The organism is Mycobacterium sp., from assembly GCF_040509115.1.
Taxonomy (GTDB): Bacteria; Actinomycetota; Actinomycetes; order Mycobacteriales; family Mycobacteriaceae; genus Mycobacterium.
The window spans coordinates 1-16,813 of sequence record NZ_JBEVLO010000338.1; the positions used below are offsets into that span (position 1 = coordinate 1).

Annotated in this window: 16 protein-coding genes; 9 read left to right on the forward strand and 7 right to left on the reverse strand. The window is 67.4% G+C overall.

What is annotated here, in order from left to right:
- Positions 1-616, forward strand: a 616-nt coding sequence (locus ABW137_RS23600; protein ID WP_526403880.1) for an alpha/beta fold hydrolase, incomplete at its 5' end; no start/stop codon positions are given.
- A 58-nt stretch (positions 617-674) separates the two neighbouring features.
- Here ABW137_RS23600 and ABW137_RS23605 read toward each other — a convergent pair.
- From ABW137_RS23605 to ABW137_RS23615, 3 genes are read right to left on the reverse strand one after another with little or no spacing between them, the layout of a single operon-like run.
- On the reverse strand, positions 675-1,763 hold the full coding sequence (locus tag ABW137_RS23605; RefSeq protein ID WP_526403881.1) for an adenosine deaminase: 1,089 nt from the start codon (positions 1,761-1,763) through the stop codon (positions 675-677).
- A 13-nt stretch (positions 1,764-1,776) separates the two neighbouring features.
- Positions 1,777-3,075 carry a thymidine phosphorylase gene (locus ABW137_RS23610; protein ID WP_526403882.1) on the reverse strand — a complete coding sequence of 433 codons (1,299 nt, stop codon included), beginning with the start codon at positions 3,073-3,075 and terminating at the stop codon, positions 1,777-1,779.
- Positions 3,072-3,479: a cytidine deaminase gene (locus tag ABW137_RS23615; RefSeq protein ID WP_526403883.1), complete on the reverse strand. Its 408-nt coding sequence runs from the start codon at positions 3,477-3,479 to the stop codon at positions 3,072-3,074. The genes ABW137_RS23610 and ABW137_RS23615 overlap by 4 nt, the downstream gene beginning before the upstream one ends.
- Positions 3,480-3,735: 256 nt before the next feature.
- Here ABW137_RS23615 and sdhC point away from each other — a divergent pair, with 256 nt between their 5' ends.
- The 5 genes from sdhC to ABW137_RS23640 all read left to right on the forward strand — a co-directional run bounded on the left by sdhC (position 3,736) and on the right by ABW137_RS23640 (position 7,929).
- Positions 3,736-4,161, forward strand: coding sequence for a succinate dehydrogenase, cytochrome b556 subunit (gene sdhC / locus ABW137_RS23620; protein WP_526403884.1), 426 nt, complete (start codon positions 3,736-3,738; stop codon positions 4,159-4,161).
- 101 nt (positions 4,162-4,262) lie between these two features.
- A complete protein-coding gene (locus tag ABW137_RS23625) occupies positions 4,263-4,682 on the forward strand; it encodes a succinate dehydrogenase hydrophobic membrane anchor subunit (protein WP_526403895.1) in 420 nt (139 codons plus the stop codon).
- 23 nt (positions 4,683-4,705) lie between these two features.
- Positions 4,706-6,460 (forward strand): succinate dehydrogenase flavoprotein subunit, encoded by a 1,755-nt coding sequence (gene sdhA / locus ABW137_RS23630; protein WP_526403885.1) that lies wholly within the window; start codon positions 4,706-4,708, stop codon positions 6,458-6,460.
- Between the two features lie 33 nt (positions 6,461-6,493).
- Positions 6,494-7,279, forward strand: a complete 786-nt coding sequence (locus ABW137_RS23635) for a succinate dehydrogenase/fumarate reductase iron-sulfur subunit (protein WP_526403886.1) — start codon at positions 6,494-6,496, stop codon at positions 7,277-7,279.
- A gap of 65 nt (positions 7,280-7,344) precedes the next feature.
- Positions 7,345-7,929 (forward strand): carboxymuconolactone decarboxylase family protein, encoded by a 585-nt coding sequence (locus ABW137_RS23640; protein WP_526403887.1) that lies wholly within the window; start codon positions 7,345-7,347, stop codon positions 7,927-7,929.
- Positions 7,930-7,950: 21 nt separating this feature from the next.
- Here the strand turns inward: ABW137_RS23640 and sigJ are convergent, their stop codons facing one another.
- On the reverse strand, positions 7,951-8,871 hold the full coding sequence (gene sigJ, locus ABW137_RS23645) for an RNA polymerase sigma factor SigJ (protein WP_526403888.1): 921 nt from the start codon (positions 8,869-8,871) through the stop codon (positions 7,951-7,953).
- A 162-nt stretch (positions 8,872-9,033) separates the two neighbouring features.
- Between sigJ and ABW137_RS23650 the strand changes: the two genes are divergently transcribed.
- The 3 genes from ABW137_RS23650 (at position 9,034) to ABW137_RS23660 (ending at position 13,324) form a co-directional block, all read left to right on the forward strand.
- Complete coding sequence (locus ABW137_RS23650; protein ID WP_526403889.1) at positions 9,034-10,743, forward strand: amino acid permease; 1,710 nt, start codon at positions 9,034-9,036, stop codon at positions 10,741-10,743.
- Between the two features lie 153 nt (positions 10,744-10,896).
- The gene (locus tag ABW137_RS23655) at positions 10,897-12,423 is read left to right on the forward strand and encodes an amino acid permease (RefSeq protein ID WP_526403890.1); all 1,527 of its coding nucleotides are present in this window, start codon (positions 10,897-10,899) and stop codon (positions 12,421-12,423) included.
- Positions 12,424-12,463: 40 nt separating this feature from the next.
- Complete coding sequence (locus tag ABW137_RS23660; protein WP_526403891.1) at positions 12,464-13,324, forward strand: universal stress protein; 861 nt, start codon at positions 12,464-12,466, stop codon at positions 13,322-13,324.
- A 96-nt stretch (positions 13,325-13,420) separates the two neighbouring features.
- Here the strand turns inward: ABW137_RS23660 and ABW137_RS23665 are convergent, their stop codons facing one another.
- From ABW137_RS23665 to ABW137_RS23675, 3 genes are all read right to left on the reverse strand, one after another.
- Entirely contained in the window at positions 13,421-14,986 is a 1,566-nt protein-coding gene (locus ABW137_RS23665) for a gamma-glutamyltransferase family protein (protein WP_526403892.1), read from the reverse strand.
- Between the two features lie 61 nt (positions 14,987-15,047).
- Positions 15,048-16,280: an enhanced intracellular survival protein Eis gene (locus ABW137_RS23670; RefSeq protein ID WP_526403893.1), complete on the reverse strand. Its 1,233-nt coding sequence runs from the start codon at positions 16,278-16,280 to the stop codon at positions 15,048-15,050.
- A 51-nt stretch (positions 16,281-16,331) separates the two neighbouring features.
- On the reverse strand, positions 16,332-16,813 hold a 482-nt coding region (locus ABW137_RS23675; RefSeq protein ID WP_526403894.1), incomplete at its 5' end, for an aldehyde dehydrogenase family protein.

Consider the following 16,813-nt stretch of genomic DNA (forward strand, 5'->3'; position numbering starts at 1 on the left):
CGGCCCGTCCAATCCGGACCTCCGGGCCGACGACGTCGTCGCGATCCTCGACGACCTCGGCATCGAGTCCGCCGACGTCTTCGGCTCCAGCGGCGGGGCCGTGACGGGACTGGCGATGGTGACGCGTCACCCGGGCCGGGTCAGGACGCTGGTGGCCCACGAACCGCCGCTGCTTGAGCTCCTCGACGACGCCGCCGACCAACGCGCCGCCACGGCGGACATCACCAACACGTTCCGCACCGACGGGCTGCACGCCGCCTGGATGAAGTTCATGCTCAACGCCGGTTTCGATCTGGACGCGTTCGGCGACGGCCCACCAGAGCCACAGGGCGAGCCGGTGAACGCCGAGCAGGAGCTGGCCGAAGGAGCGCGCTTCTTCGTGCACGACCTCGGACCCACCACGCAGTACCTCCCCGACTTCGACGCGCTACGGGCTTCGCCGTCGCGCATCGTGATCGGGCTTGGGGCGCAGTCTGGTCACCTACTCACGCAGCGGACGTCGGTCGCCGTTGCGGAGCGGCTCGGCGTCGACACGACGGAGTTCCCTGGTGATCACGGCGGATTCATGGGTGCGCCAGGCGCGTTCGCCGAGCGCCTCCGCCAAGTTCTGGCGTGACCCGCGTGTTGGAACCCGCGCCCACCGCGGGTAAACGTGCACAAATCGCAGGGGTGGGCTAGCCGACGAGGACGGCGTACCGCGGCTTGATGACGTCGTCGATCAGCGTCAACCGCTCCCTGAAGGGGATGAACGACGACTTCATCGCGTTGATGGTGAACCGTTCGAGGTCGCTCCAGCCGTAGCCGAAGGCCTCCACCAGGCGCAACATCTCCTGACTCATCGTGGTGTCGCTCATCAGCCGGTTGTCGGTGTTGACCGTGACCCGGAAGCGCAGCCGGGCCAGCAGCGCGAACGGGTGCTCGGCGATGCTGGCGACGGCGCCGGTCTGCACGTTGGAACTGGGGCACAGCTCCAGCGGAATCCGTTTGTCGCGCAGGATCGATGCCAGTCGGCCGAGCGTCGCGTCGTTGTCGTCGTGAACCTCGATGTCATCGACGATCCGCACGCCGTGACCCAGCCGGTCGGCGCCGCAGAACGCGATCGCCTCCTGGATGGAGGGCAGCCCGAACGCCTCCCCCGCGTGAATGGTGAAGCGTGCGTTGTTGTTCCGCATGTACTCGAACGCATCGAGGTGACGCGTGGGCGGGTATCCCGCCTCGGCGCCCGCGATGTCGAAGCCGACCACGCCCTTGTCGCGGAACCGGATCGCCAGCTCGGCGATCTCACGAGATCGCGCGGCGTGCCTCATCGCGGTGACCAAGCAGCGCACGACGATGGTCCTGCCCGCCGCAGCCGCTGCCTTCTCCCCGTCCACGAACCCGGCGAGCACGGCATCCACGACCTCGTCGAGTGACAGCCCGCCGTCGATGTGGAGCTCGGGCGCGAAGCGAATCTCGGCGTACACCACCGAATCTGCGGCCAGATCCTCGACGCACTCGTAGGCCACCCGGTGCAACGCCTCGGGGGTCTGCATGACGCCGACCGTATGGGCGAACGGCTCCAGATAGCGCACCAGCGACCCACTGTGCGCGGCGGTACGGAAGAACGTCGCCAACTCGTCGACGTCGGTGGCCGGCAGCCCGTCGTAGCCGTACTGATCCGCCAGTTCCACCACCGTGGCGGGCCGCAGTCCCCCGTCCAGATGGTCGTGCAGCAGGGCCTTGGGCGCTCGCTGGATGTTTTCGAGCGTCAACGGCGTCGTCATACCGCTCTCCTCCTCAGGTGATCCGATCGATGATCAGGGGACGTGCTTCCGGTGCCACATCGTCGACCGACCAGCCGCCGTCGAGTTCGGCCATCGCCCCGCCGAACCGGTCCGGCTCGTCGGTGTACAGGGTGAAGAGCGGCTCGCCAGCCGCGACCGGCTCGCCGGGGCGGCGGTGCATCCGCACCCCTGCGCCGAACTGCACCTGCCCGCCAGGGACCGAACGGCCCGCCCCGAGCCGCCACGCCGCCAGTCCCACCGCCATCGCGTCGATGTCGCCCATCGTGCCACCGCGTGGTGCGGTCACCGACTCCGAGTGCGCCCCGACGGGCAGTGGCTGCGACAGATCCCCGCCCTGGGCGGCAACGAGCGTGCGGAAGCTGTCCATCGCCGTCCCGTCGCGCAGGGTCTGCGCCGGGTCCGCCCCGTCGATGCCTGCCGCGTCGAGCATCGCGGCGGCCAGCGCCAGCGTCAGCTCGACGACGTCGTCGGGTCCGCCGCCTGCCAGCACGTCGATCGACTCGGCGACCTCGACGGCATTGCCCGCGGTGAGCCCCAACGGTCGGTTCATGTCGGTGAGCAGCGCGCGGGTGTCGACGCCCTGAGCGTTGCCCAGCTCGACCATCGTGCGGGCCAGCTCGCGGGCCTCCGCCTCCGTCTTGAGGAAGGCTCCTCGACCCACCTTGGTGTCCAGCACCAGCGCTCGCGCTCCCTCGGCCAGCTTCTTGCTCATCACCGAGCTGGCGATCAACGGCAGCGACTCGGTGGTGGCGGTGACGTCACGCAAGGCGTAGATCTTGCGGTCGGCGGGTGCCAGGTCACCGGCCGCGAAGATCGCCGCGCCGACGTCCTGAAGTTGTTGCCGGATGCGATCTTTGGAGAGCTCCGCGGTGAACCCGGCGATGGCCTCCAGCTTGTCGAGGGTGCCACCGGTGTGGCCGAGGCCGCGGCCGGCGGCCTGTGGCACCGCGCCGCCGCACGCCATCACCACCGGCACCAGGGGGATGGTGATCTTGTCGCCGACCCCTCCGGTCGAGTGCTTGTCCACCAGTCGCAATGGCTTGCCGTCGCGGCGCAGATCGCCGAAGTCGAAGCGCTCGCCCGAGTCGATCATCGCGGCGGTCCAGCGGCTGATCTCGGCCGGGGTCATACCGCGCAGGAAGATGGCCATCAGCAGCGCGGACATCTGCTCGTCGTGCACCACCCCGTGGGTGTAGCCGTCGATCACCCAGTCGATCGCCGCGTCGGACAGCACGCCGCCGTCGCGCTTGGTCCGGATCACGGTCGGCGCGTCGAAGCTCAACAGGGTCACCGAGATTCCACCCGCGCCAGATCGTCGGGGCCGAACGCGTCCGGAAGCAGGGTTCGCAGCGGCCGGGGCCCGGCCGGGTGATCGATCAGCATCTCCGGCCCGCCGTGCTCCAGGAGCACCTGCCTGCAGCGCCCGCACGGCATCAACAGCTCCCCGGCCGCGTCGACGCACACCAGGGCGACCAACCGGCCGCCACCACTGGAATGCAGCGCGCAGACCACAGAACACTCGGCACAGAGACCTAGGCCATATGAGACATTCTCCACATTGCAACCGACCACGATCCGGTCATCGTCGGTGATGGCGGCGGCTCCGACGGGGAATCGGGAATAGGGCGCGTATGCGTGGGACATTACGCCAATTGCGCTGTCCCGCAACGCTTTCCAATCAACATCATGCGTCACTTCAGCACCTCGATCGCTCCTCTGAATCCATTCCGAAGACCCGGTTCCGCCGCTGCGACAAGCGATTAGGCCACCCTAAGTTACGTGGTATCGGCGTGGTCGAGGTTCCCAGGCTAGTTCTTTCGGTGCACGGTTTGGGTTTAGAGTCGCGAACAGGTTTGGGGCTCAGGCGCTGGTGGCAAGCACATACCGGCCTCCCGCCGATTCCCAACCGTCCACCGAAGGTGTTGGAGGCACGGAAGGTGAGTATTCGAAGATGACGCAGACAGCGGCGGACCCCGCGATTCCGTCACCCCGCTCGTCGCCACCCCGCCGTCGCACTCTGTACCGCGGCGACCCGGGCATGTGGTCGTGGGTGCTGCACCGCATCAGCGGCGCCACGATCTTCTTCTTCCTCTTCGTCCACGTCCTCGACACCGCCCTGGTCCGGGTCAGCCCAGAGGCCTACAACGCGATCATCGAGACGTACAAGACGCCCATCATCGGCCTCATGGAGATGGGCCTGGTGGTCGCGGTGCTCTACCACGCCCTCAACGGCATCCGGATCATCCTGATCGACTTCTGGGAGCACGGCCCCAAGTACCAGCGCCTGATGCTCTGGATCGTCGCCGGCGTCTTCATCGTCGTCGCGATGGCCTCCCTCGGCGTCATCGGCATGCACATGGTGGAGAGGTTTCTGTGAGCGCATCGGCGGCCCGGAGCGAAGCGACCGGGGGCTCGAACCCGGTGCGGGGCGAAAACCCGTACGACCACGTCAGCGAGCGCGGCGGGCCCGCCCCCGTCATGCAGCGCAGCCACGACCGACCGGCAGGCCTTGACAACCCGCGCGCGCCGCGGCGCCGCAGCGCCATGCCCAACTTCGAGAAGTACGCATGGCTGTTCATGCGGATGTCCGGCGTCGTCCTGGTATTCCTCGCGCTCGGCCATCTCTTCATCATGTTGATGTGGGAGAACGGGGTGTACCGCATCGACTTCAACTACGTCGCCGAGAGATGGAGCTCCCCGTTCTGGCAGACGTGGGACCTGCTGCTGCTGTGGCTGGCCCAGCTGCACGGCGGCAACGGCATGCGCACGATCATCGCCGACTACACCCGCAAGGACTCGACGAAGTTCTGGCTGAACACCCTGTTGGCGCTGTCGATCTTGTTCACGCTGGTTCTGGGTACATACGTGCTGTTGACGTTCGACGCGAACATCTCTTGAGATCAAAGGACACCTGAAGTCGGATGATTATTGAACATCGCTACGACGTGGTCATCGTCGGTGCGGGCGGCGCAGGCATGCGGGCTGCGGTGGAGGCCGGTCCCCGCGTCCGCACCGCCGTCCTGACCAAGCTGTACCCGACGCGCAGCCACACCGGCGCCGCCCAGGGCGGCATGTGCGCCGCGCTCGCCAACGTCGAAGACGACAACTGGGAGTGGCACACCTTCGACACGGTCAAGGGCGGCGACTACCTCGCCGACCAGGATGCCGTCGAGATCATGTGCAAGGAAGCCATCGACGCGGTCTACGACCTCGAGAAGATGGGCATGCCGTTCAACCGCACGCCCGAGGGCCGCATCGACCAGCGCCGCTTCGGCGGCCACACCCGCGACCACGGCAAGGCGCCCGTCCGCCGCGCCTGCTACGCCGCCGACCGCACCGGCCACATGATCCTGCAGACGCTGTACCAAAACTGCGTCAAGCACGACGTCGAGTTCTTCAACGAGTTCTACGCGCTGGACCTGGTGCTCTCGGACACCCCGGGCGGACCGGTGGCGACGGGCATCGTGGCCTACGAACTGGCCACCGGCGACATCCACGTCTTCCACGCCAAGGCGATCGTGTTCGCCACCGGCGGTTCGGGCCGCATGTACAAGACCACCTCCAATGCCCACACGCTGACCGGCGACGGGCTTGGCATCGTGTTCCGCAAGGGACTTCCCCTGGAGGACATGGAGTTTCACCAGTTCCACCCGACGGGTCTGGCGGGTCTCGGCATCCTGATCTCCGAGGCGGTCCGCGGTGAGGGTGGCCGACTGCTCAACGCCGACGGCGAACGATTCATGGAGCGATACGCGCCAACCATCGTCGATCTCGCCCCGCGCGACATCGTCGCCCGGTCGATGGTGCTGGAGGTCCTCGAAGGCCGCGGCGCCGGACCCAACAAGGACTACGTCTACATCGACGTCCGTCACCTCGGGGCCGACGTGCTCGAGGCCAAGCTGCCCGACATCACCGAGTTCGCCAGGACCTACCTGGGCGTCGACCCGGTCACCGAGCTGGTGCCGGTGTACCCGACGTGCCACTACGTCATGGGTGGCATCCCGACCACCGTGAACGGCCAGGTGCTGCGGGACAACAACTCGGTCGTGCCGGGGCTCTACGCCGCGGGTGAGTGCGCGTGCGTGTCGGTGCACGGCTCCAACCGACTGGGTACCAACTCGCTGTTGGACATCAACGTGTTCGGCCGTCGTTCCGGCATCGCTGCCGCGAATTACGCACTGGGCCATGACTTCGTCGACATGCCGGACACGCCCGCGAACATGGTGACCTCGTGGGTCGGCGACATCCTCTCCGAGCACGGCAACGAACGCGTCGCCGACATTCGCGGCGCCCTGCAGCAGTCGATGGACAACAACGCTGCAGTCTTCCGAACCGAGGAGACGCTCAAGCAGGCGCTCACCGACATCCACGCTCTCAAGGAGCGCTACGCCCGGATCACGGTGCAGGACAAGGGCAAGCGCTACAACAGCGACCTGCTGGAGGCCATCGAGCTCGGCTTCCTGCTCGAGCTGGCCGAGGTCACGGTCGTCGGCGCGTTGAACCGCAAGGAATCCCGCGGCGGACACGCCCGTGAGGACTACCCGAACCGCGACGACACCAATTACATGCGCCACACGATGGCGTACAAGCAGGGCAGCGATCTGCTGAGCGACATCCGGCTGGACTACAAGCCCGTGGTCCAGACCCGTTATGAGCCGATGGAACGGAAGTATTGAGATGAGCCGCTTGCGCGAAGAAAGAAGGCAGAAGTGAGCGCTCCGGTACTCGACAAGCCCAACACGGGCGATGCCGCGACTCCCCCGGTCCCCGAGGGCGCGGTGATGGTCACCCTGAAGATCGCCCGGTTCAACCCGGAGGATCCGGACGGCGCGGGCTTCCAGAGCTTCCGCGTGCCGTGTCTCCCCACGGACCGACTGCTCAACCTGCTGCACTACGCGAAGTGGTACCTCGACGGCACCCTGACGTTCCGCCGGTCGTGCGCACACGGCGTGTGTGGTTCGGATGCCATGCGGATCAACGGCGTGAATCGGCTGGCGTGCAAGGTACTGATGCGCGACATGCTGCCCAAGAAGGCAGGCAAGCAGCTGACGATCACGATCGAGCCGATCCGCGGACTGCCCGTGGAGAAGGACCTCGTCGTCGACATGGAGCCGTTCTTCGACGCGTTCCGCGCGGTGAAGCCGTTCCTCATCACCAGCGGCAATCAGCCCACCAGGGAGCGCATCCAGAGCCAGACCGACCGCGCCCGGTACGACGACACCACCAAGTGCATCCTCTGCGCATGCTGCACGACGAGCTGCCCGGTGTTCTGGAACGAGGGGTCCTACTTCGGTCCAGCGGCGATCGTGAACGCCCACCGATTCATCTTCGACAGCCGTGACGTGGCGGCCGCCGAGCGACTCGACATCCTCAACGAGGTCGACGGCGTGTGGCGGTGCCGAACCACGTTCAACTGCACCGAGTCCTGCCCCCGTGGCATCCAGGTGACCAAGGCGATCCAAGAGGTCAAGCGCGCCCTGATGTTCGCCAGGTAGAACACCTCAGACGCCAGCGCCGCGTGGCGCTGTCACACTTCCGGGGGCTGCCTCGTCTGACGGGTATGACCAACACTCGCTTCGAGCCGCTGTCCCCCAAGAAGGCCTCCCTGAAGACCCGGATGATGTGGCGATACGCCAAGCGCCGCTTCGGCGAGGTGCCCGAGCCCTTCACGATCTACGCTCACCACCCGGGCCTGATGACAGCTGGCGCCGTCCACGAGGGCATGCTCGAACGTTCGTCGAAGACGTTGCCCGCCAACGTTCGAGAGCTCGCGGTGTACTGGGCCGCCCGCACCGTCGGATGTTCGTGGTGCGTCGACTTCGGGGCCATGCTTCAGCGGCTCGACGGCCTGGACGTCGAGCGGCTCGAGCACATCGACGACTATCGGACCTCACCGGATTACAGCGCCGACGAACGGGCGGCGATCGCCTACGCCGACGCCATGACCACCGACCCGCACACCATCACCGATCAGCAGGTCGGCGATCTGCGGCGGCGCTTCGGCGACGCAGGCGTGATCGAACTGACCTATCAGATCGGCGTCGAGAACATGCGCGCCAGAATGAACTCCGCGCTGGGAATCACGGAGCAGGGGTTCAGTTCGGGTGACGCGTGCCGTGTCCCGTGGGCCGCCGACGAGCGTTAGACGTTCAGTCCCCGGCACACCTCACGATCGCAGCGGCGATCCAGTGAACTTGTCCGGGTTGGCGATGTCCCAGATGGCGCTGACCTTGCCGTCACGCACGGTCAGCGCCTGGATGTGGGGTTGCATCGCGGGCCACTCGTCGGTGGCTGCCAGGCCAGGGGCGATCACGCCGAGCTCGCCGTTGACGAAGACCAGCTGACCGACCTCGAAGAACCGCGGTCCGTAGCGCTTGGCGAGGCCGAACACGAAGCGGGCCACCTTGTCGGGGCCGTGGATGACGCGGGCCGCCGTGGGTGCTCTGCGGTTCGAGTCACCGGTGAACGTCACGTCCGGGTGCAGCAGCGCGACGACGGCTGCCATGTCACCGGTTGCCATGGCGGCCATCAGCTTTCCGACGACCTCGTCGTGAGAGGCGGAGTTCGACTTCATGGGAGCGGGCCCCGCCGCATCGGCGACCGTGCGCCTGGCCCGTGACGCGAGTTGGCGCGCCGCCGCCGCGCTGAGGCCGAGCACGTCGGCGACCTCGCCGAACGGCACGCCGAACCCGTCGTGCAGCACGAACGCAACCCGCTGGTCGGGCGTCAGCCGTTCCAGCACCACCATCGCGGCGAAGCGGGCGTCCTCGTCGGCGACGATGGCGGCCAACGGGTCCGATCGGTCGAGCGGCGTCACGACCGGCTCGGGCAGCCACTCCCCGACATAGGTCTCGCGACGGTGGGCGGCCGAGCGCAACCTGTCGAGACCGATGCGACTGACGACGGTGGTGAGCCACGCCCTCAGGTCGGCGATGCCGTCGCGCTGCGGACCGAGCCCCTCCCACCGCAGCCAGGCGTCCTGCACGGCGTCCTCGGCGTCGGCGAACGTGCCCGTGAGCCGGTAGGCGACGGCGAGCAGGTGCGGACGCAGCGCCTCGAATTCGTCGGCCCGCCGCGCGGTGGTCACCGGTCCAGCCTAACGCCGCGGTACCCCGCGCCAAATCAAGCTGTGAACTGCGCAATGCGTTGCTGTGAACATCCTGTGGCAACTGGTTTCGTTGTCATTGAGCGCTTTTACTACTGAAACCGTATTCTCCAGGAGTTCGGCCAAGTGACCAGGGAGATGCCAATGACCACAGCCACGGAACCCGGGAACTCGGGAACGGGCGTGATCGTCGACAGCAAGGGCCTCAAGGGCGGGTCCCTGGGCTTGCTGTCCAGCGTCGTGGTCGGCATGGCGTCCACCGCACCGGCCTACAGCCTCGCGGCCGTGCTCGGCCTCATCGTGGCCAGCGGTGCCGGGGTCAAGGCGGCGTCGATCGTGCTGCTCGCCTTCGTCCCGATCTACCTCATCGCCGTGGCCTATCAAGAACTCAACAAGGCCGAACCCGACTGTGGCACCACCTTCACCTGGGCCTCGCGCGCCTTCGGCCCGCTCATCGGCTGGATGGGTGGCTGGGGCATCATCGCCGCCGACGTGATCGTGATGGCCAACCTCGCGCAGATCGCGGGGGCCTACTCGTTCACCTTCGTCGGTGACCTCGGGTGGACCGCTGCCGCCGACCTGGCCGACAGCACGCTGTGGTCGACGGTCGCCGGCGTGATCTGGATCGTCGTCATGACCTACATCTGCTATCGCGGGATCGAGGTGTCCGCGCGCCTGCAGTACTTCCTGCTGGGATTCGAGGTGATCATCCTCGTCGTGATCTCGCTCTACGCGCTGTTCAGGGTGTACTCGGGCACCGCCCTGCCGGAATCGATCCATCCGTCGCTGTCGTGGTTCTGGCCTGCCGGTCTGGACTTCGGCACCGTCATCGCCCCGGCGATCCTCATCGCGATCTTCATCTACTGGGGCTGGGACACCGCGGTGGCGTGCAACGAGGAGTCCAACGATCCCGGCACCACGCCAGGCAAGGCCGCGGTGCTCTCGACGTTCCTGCTGCTCGGCACCTACGCCATCGTCACCGTCGCCGCCGTCGCGTTCGCCGGCGTCGGCGAAACCGATGCGGGACTTGGCAATCCGGACAATTCCGCCGACGTCTTCGCCGCCATCGGTCCGGCCCTGTTCGGCGACAGCGTCATCGGGCACATCGGCCTGCTCGCACTGTCGGCCACCATCCTGACCTCCGCGTCGGCGTCCACGCAGACGACGATCCTGCCGACGGCACGCACCACGCTGTCGATGGGCGTCTACAAGGCGCTGCCGACGTCGTTCGCGAAGATCCACCGCAAGTACCTGACCCCGACCGTCTCGACGGTCGTCATGGGAGCCGCGTCGATCTTCTTCTACGTCCTGTTCACCCTGATCAGCAGCAGCCTGCTGCTCGCCCTGATCGGCTCGGTCGGCTTGATGATCGCGTTCTACTACGGGATGACCGGCTACGCCTGCGTCTGGTACTACCGCAAGACGTTCACCAGCTCGGCGCGCAACTTCCTGATGCGGGGCGTGGTACCGCTACTCGGCGCCATCATGCTCACGGTGGTCTTCGCCTACGGGCTGATCTCCTACGCCAAGCCGGACTACCTCGTCGACGACGACGGCAACGACGTCACGATCCTCGGCTACGGCGCGGTCGCCGTGGTGGGCATCGGCGCGCTGGTGCTCGGCGTCATCCTGATGTTCGTCTGGTGGGCGATGTCGCCGAGCTTCTTCAAGGGCCAGACGCTGCCGCGCCGCTCCGACCTCCTACTCGAACCCGCCGTCGGCTCCGTCGCCCACTTCGGGCTACCCGACTCCGGCGACATGCCGACGGTGATCTCGCAGGACCTGTCGAATCTTCCCAGGGGTGAGCGGGCCGTCGACCCATCCACCGGTGAGGAGTTCACCAGGGACCGCTGAGGACGCACGACACCAGCTGCACCGGCCCCCGAGGACCAGGTGCAGTTCGTGCTGCGCAAGCCAGATCACTTGGCAGGTAAAGCCGATGAAACGTTTCCGTGCGGATGTCCCCAGTAAGTCACCAGGAAGTTCGCAGAACCGTATATTCCTCGCATGGCCATCGCTGAACCGCCTGCTCCCGCGGCCCCCGTCTCGCACGCCGTCACGGACAAGGGGCTCCAGGCCGGCGCCATCGGCCTGGTCGGAAACGTCGTCATCGGGCTCGCCGCAGTGGCACCCGCCTACAGCCTCGCGGCGACGCTCGGCTACGTCGTGCTGGCCGTCGGCGAAAAGGCCCCGTCGATGTTCGTGCTGGCGTTCATCCCGATGCTGCTGGTCGCGTTCGGCTACAAGGAGCTGTCCCAGGACACCCCCGACTGCGGAACCACCTTCACGTGGGGCACGAAGGCCTTCGGACCGTGGATCGGCTGGATCGGCGGCTGGGGCCTGGCCGTATCGGCGATCATCGTGCTGGCCAACGTCTCCGAGGTCGCCGCGATCTACCTGTTCAAGTTCCTCGGCCAGGACGAACTGGCCGACAACATCTGGGCCAAGGTGGGGCTCGGGTCGTTCTTCATCATCGCCATGACCCTGGTGAGCGCGCGCGGCGTGGCCGTCTCGGAGCGGATGCAGAACGTTCTGATCGCCGTCCAGTTCGGCGTGCTGATCGTCGCCAGCATCATCGCCCTGGTCCGGGTGTTCTCCGGTACCGCTGGGGCACAGGCGATCTCGCCGGAGCTCTCCTGGCTGTGGCCGAGCGGGCTCGACGTCTCCTCGATCGCGGCGGCCATCATCCTCTGCATCTTCATCTATTGGGGTTGGGACGCGTGTCTGGCCGTCGGGGAGGAGACGAAGGATCCGGGCCGGACACCGGGCATCGCCGCGGTCATCACGACGCTGATCCTGGTGTGCACCTACGTGCTGGTGGCCTACGCCGTCCAGTCCTTCTCGGGCTTCAGCGAAGTCGGGATCGGCCTGAACAACCCCAACAACACCGACGACGTGCTGACCGTCCTCGGCGAACCCGTCGCCGGCCCGATCTTGGCGTCGCTGCTGCTGCTGACCGTGTCGATCTCGGGGCTGTCCTCCACGCAGACCACCATCCTGCCGACCGCCCGCGGCACGCTCTCGATGGCCGTGTACGAGGCCCTGCCCAAGCGGTTCGCCAGCGTTCACCCCAAGTACATGACCCCGGCCTTCGGCACCATCGTGATGGGCTGCGCGGCCCTGTTCTTCTACCTCGTGCTGACGTTCCTTTCGGAGAACGCCTTGGCCGACTCCGTCGCGTCACTCGGCCTGGCCGTCGCTTTCTACTACGGCATCACCGCGTTCGCGTGCGTCTGGTACTTCCGCGACACCCTGTTCCAGTCAGCGCGAAATCTGTTCTTCCGCGGCATCTTCCCGCTTCTGGGCGGAATCTCGATGGCCGCCGCCTTCCTCATCAGCGCCAAGGACATGATCCAGCCCGACTACGGCTACACCGCCTTCGGTTCCATCGGCGGCGTGTTCGTACTCGGCGTCGGCATGCTGGTGCTCGGCATCCCGCTGATGTTGGCGTGCTTCGCCTTCGGCACCAAGCGCTTCTTCCGCGGCGAGACGCTCAATTCCAAGACTGAGGCCAAGGTCCCAGACACCTTCTGATCCACCGCGAAAGCGGGGTGAACGCGCGTTGGGAGACGAGATGCATTTGACCGTGGGCTACCTGGCCACGCCGACCGGCAACGACGGGGTGGCCCTGGCCGGCGTGTTGGCCAACACGTTCGACGCGACGGTCGACGTCGTCCTGGTGGTCCGGGAGGAATATCCCGACGGCCACCCCGGCCGCGCCGAGTATCAGGCGCTGCTGGTACGCAAGGGCGAGGAGTGGGTGGCCGAGGCCGTCGCCCACCTCGCGGAGGTGGGTGTCGCGGCGACGGCCAACGTGCTGGTCGGTGAATCGTTCGCGGAATCGCTCGTCGGATTCGCCGAGGAGAAGTCCTCCGATCTGATCGTGGTCGGCGGCGCGCGCGACGGTTTCTTCGGTGGGCACACCATCGGCCCGGTGACCGGGGCGCTGCTGCACTCGTCGCCGATCCCAGTCGCGCTGGCACCGCGCGGATACAGCGAGGATCCGCCGGAGGTCATCGACTCGGTCACGGCGGCGGTCCCGACGAAGGCAGGCGACGACAACCCGCTGCCCTTCGCGATCACCCTCGCCAGCGCGTCCGGAGTGTCGATCCGCATGCTGTCGCTCGTCTCGTCGGAGAACCTCAGTCACCTCGTCAGCCCGAAAGAGATTCGCCAAGCACAGATTGCGGCTGCCGAGGCCAATCTCGTCGTGGCGGCCCGCGCACTGCCGGACGCGCCCGACATCGAGTCGCTGGTGGCCGACGGCACCACGCTGGAGTCCGCGCTGAAGAAACTCAACTGGGACTCCTCGGACGTGCTGGTGATCGGTTCCAGCCGGTTCGCCGCACCCAAGCGGGTGTTCCTCGGCTCGACCGCCGCCCGGATCCTCGCAGGCGTCGACGCCCCGGTGGTCGTCGTGCCCCGCGCGGAGTAGCCGCCGCTGCCGACTCTGCGTCAGCGGCGGAGAAGTTCGAGTAGATCTCACCCTGGACGCAGAGTCGAGCCAACCTCGCGGCGGGACGCTACGACGTCACGGACGGTCCAAGTGCGCGACGACGGCCGCACCGTCCGAGCGCGGGTCCGACGCCGCCGTCATCGAGCCGTCCTCCGCGATGAAGACGACGTTGGTGTGACCGAGCGTCTCGGAGTGCGGGGCCACGTCCGTCCGCCGCAGCCGGGTGTCGGCGATCGACGCGATGGCAGCCGGCGACAGGTCGGCCTCCGCGAATACCGAATCGGCCGTGCCGCCTTCGCCCTGCACTCCAACGACTGCCCTCGGCGCGCTGACCGCGGTCTGCGCGCTCTGGCCCCGAAGCGCACGCAACAGCACCTGCCCCAGGATCTGGGGCTGCCCCTGTCCTCCCATGGTCGACAGCACGTGACGCACCGCGCCTCGGTGGGTCGTCATCACTGGCATCAGCGTGTGCGCGGGCCGTTTGCGTGGGGCGATGACGTTGGGTGACTCGTCGTCGAGCGAGAAGCTCGTTCCCCGGTCGTGGAAGAGCACGCCCGTCTGCGGATCGATCAGGCCCGATCCGAACGCGTGGAACACGCTCTGGATCAACGACACCGCGTAGCCGTCACCGTCTGCTGCGGCCACGCCGACCGTGTCACCGTGCGGCACCGCGTGGGGACCGTGCCGCGTGTCGCCGACCTCGCCCAGCTGATCGAGGTCACCGTCGACCAGCGCGTCGACGTCGACCTTGGCATGGCGAGGGTCGGCGAGGAACCGGGCACGGATGGCATTGCCTCGGTGGAAGATTCGCATCAAGGTTCCGAACCCGGTGCCCAGCGGATCGGCAACGTCGAGCTCGGCGATGGCGCGCAACCCCCGCAGCAGCATGAAGCCGTGCGTGTTGGGCGGGCTGGTGTGCACCGTCAGATCGCCGACGTCGACCGAGATCGGGTCCACCACCTCCGGCTGAAACGCGGCGAAGTCGTCGATGGTGAGCGCCGAGCCCCGCGATCGGAGATAGGCGACGCTGCGCTCGGCCAGTGCCCCACCATAGAACTCGTCAGGTCCCTCCGTCCGGAGGGCCGCGAAGGTACGGGCCAGGGCGGGCTGGATCAGTGGGTCGCCCGCGAGCAGACCGCGGCCGTTCGGGCGGAACACGCGGTCGAAGTCCTCGGTGCCATACAGGTCGACGCTGTCCGCGTCGGCGATGTGGGCCGCCACCGAGGGTGCGACGGATACGCCCGCAGCGGCCGCGTCCTGGGCGGATTGCAGAGTGCGATCCCAGCTCAGTCGAGCACCGAACTGGCGCAATACCTCCCAGCCACGGACGCCCCCGGGAACGGTGACGGCGTCCGCGCCGCGCGTTGGCAGCGCTCGCCCATGCCTGGCCCGCAGGTCCCCGACGTCGGTGGCAGCACCCGCCCAGCCAGAGGCATTGATGCAGCGGACGACGCCGTCCGGCGTGCGGATCAGGGCGATCAGGTCACCGCCGAGTGCGACGTTGTGCGGATAGACGACGGTCAACACGGCAGCGGCGGCGATGGCCGCGTCGATCGCATTCCCCCCGTCGCGGTAGGCGCGCTCCCCCGCCGCGGTCGCCAGCGCGTGGGGGGCGGCGAGCGCGCACGGTCCCTCGGTCACGGATCGCATCATGTCCTCAGAAGTCATGTCCTCAGAAGTCGTGTCGTTAGAAGTCGTGTCGTTAGAAGTCGAAGCCCAGCCGGGCGGGCACGTCGCTGCGGAACGCGGCGTCCAGGCGCGCCAGCTGCTCGGCGTCGGGAGGAACCGAGCCACGGGTGGGGTCCGCGCCGCCGCGGATGCGGTTGGCCGCGGCCAGCGTCGCACCCCGGTGCGCACCGAGATAGAGAAGACCGAGGACGTCGAGGCCGAACTGGAAGTCCGCTGGCGCGTCGGTGCGCACGCACTCCGCACGGCCACCACGCACCGAGAGTGCGAATCGCCCTCCGTCGGAACGGAATCCATCGTCGACCTCGATCACCGTATCGAGGTCGGCCTGATAGGTCCTGGCCTGCAGGGCGGCGGGTACGTCCATGATGCGCAGCCACAGCGCGTCGACCGACGCGGTGGTGCGCACCAGCCGGGAGTTCTCCAGCAGATAGGGCAGCGGATCGTCGGGGTCACTCGCCGCAGTGACCGTCTCGACGAGGTCCAGGCCTGCCAGCGCCCGCCAGAGTGCCGCGTGAGCGTCGGGCGTGACGGCCACGAACTCCTCGACCCGAACGGTTCTCGACTGGCCGCGATGCACCCGATGAAGCACGTAACCGTCGGGATGCAGGAAGCAGAACAGTGGTGTGCCGCCGTGGCGTTCGTCCTCCCGGTCGGCGAGCAGGTCGTCCCAGAGCGCCGTCGGCCGTTCGAGACCGCCGGGGGTTTGGCGCCGGTACCGCTCGTAGATCGCCGCCAGCACGTCACGATGCTCGCCTGCCGCCACGATGCGAACGCCCCCGGGATCGGGTGCGTCGCTGCGGAACCGCGCAAAGCGACGGTCCAGCGTCAGTTCCGTTTCGACCGTGGCGGGCCCGTAGCCGAAGCGGCCGTAGATGCCGCCCTCGGTGGCAGTCAACCCCGCGATCGGGTAACCCGCATCGGCGATGCGCTGGTGCAATTCGGTGTACATCGCGCGCAGCAGCCCGCGACGCCGGTGCGTCGGCGCGACGCCGACCCACGTGACACCCGCGGTGGGCACGATCGCTCCCCCTGGGACGGTCAGCTTGAAGTCGTAGTAGTGCGCCATCCCGACGACGTCGTCGCCGTCGCTGACGATCACCGAACTGCGGGCGGGCAACAGCGTGCGCCGCGCGGCGAACTTGTCGGGATGCCAGAACCCGCCGAAACTGGTCGCGGCCAGCAGCCGCACGCCCGTCCAATCGTCCTCGACGATGTCGCGCAGCTCCAGCTCGGTGCCCGTGTTCACCGCTTCCTGACTCTTCTCATGATTCAGCTCCGCTGCGCTTCCTGACCCTTCTCATGATTCAGCTCCGCTGCGCTTCGTGAATATGATCCGGTGCCAATCCTTTTCGGCATTGGCGGTGATGTCACTCATCACGTGCTTGATGGTGAGGTACTCCTCGAAGGAGTAGTCGCTCATGTCCTTGCCGAAGCCGGACGCGCCCACGCCACCGTGCGGCATCTCGCTGATGATCGGGATGTGGTCGTTGATCCACACGCACCCGGCATGCATCTCGCGCGACGCCCGCTGCGCCCGGTAGACGTCCCGGGTCCACGCCGAGGCCGCCAACCCGTACTCGGTGTCGTTGGCCTGACGGATGCCGTCGTCGTCGTCGGTGAACGGTCGCGCGACGAGCACGGGGCCGAAGATCTCGCTGCGGTAGGCCTCGGAGCGTTCGTCGACGTCGGCGATCAACGTCGGCCGGTAGAACGAGCCGGGCAGATCGGGGGCGCTGCCGCCGGTGACGATGCGCCCGCCCTCCCCGGGGGCACGGTCGA

Bases quoted from the DNA above. Each gene is read 5' to 3' on its own strand.
- ABW137_RS23605 (WP_526403881.1), bottom strand. From the start codon at position 1,763: ATGACGACGCCGTTGACGCTCGAAAACATCCAGCGAGCGCCCAAGGCC.
- sdhC (WP_526403884.1), top strand. From the start codon at position 3,736: ATGACGCAGACAGCGGCGGACCCCGCGATTCCGTCACCCCGCTCGTCG.
- ABW137_RS23625 (WP_526403895.1), top strand. From the start codon at position 4,263: ATGCAGCGCAGCCACGACCGACCGGCAGGCCTTGACAACCCGCGCGCG.
- sdhA (WP_526403885.1), top strand. From the start codon at position 4,706: ATGATTATTGAACATCGCTACGACGTGGTCATCGTCGGTGCGGGCGGC.
- ABW137_RS23640 (WP_526403887.1), top strand. From the start codon at position 7,345: ATGACCAACACTCGCTTCGAGCCGCTGTCCCCCAAGAAGGCCTCCCTG.
- ABW137_RS23650 (WP_526403889.1), top strand. From the start codon at position 9,034: ATGACCACAGCCACGGAACCCGGGAACTCGGGAACGGGCGTGATCGTC.
- ABW137_RS23655 (WP_526403890.1), top strand. From the start codon at position 10,897: ATGGCCATCGCTGAACCGCCTGCTCCCGCGGCCCCCGTCTCGCACGCC.
- ABW137_RS23660 (WP_526403891.1), top strand. From the start codon at position 12,464: ATGCATTTGACCGTGGGCTACCTGGCCACGCCGACCGGCAACGACGGG.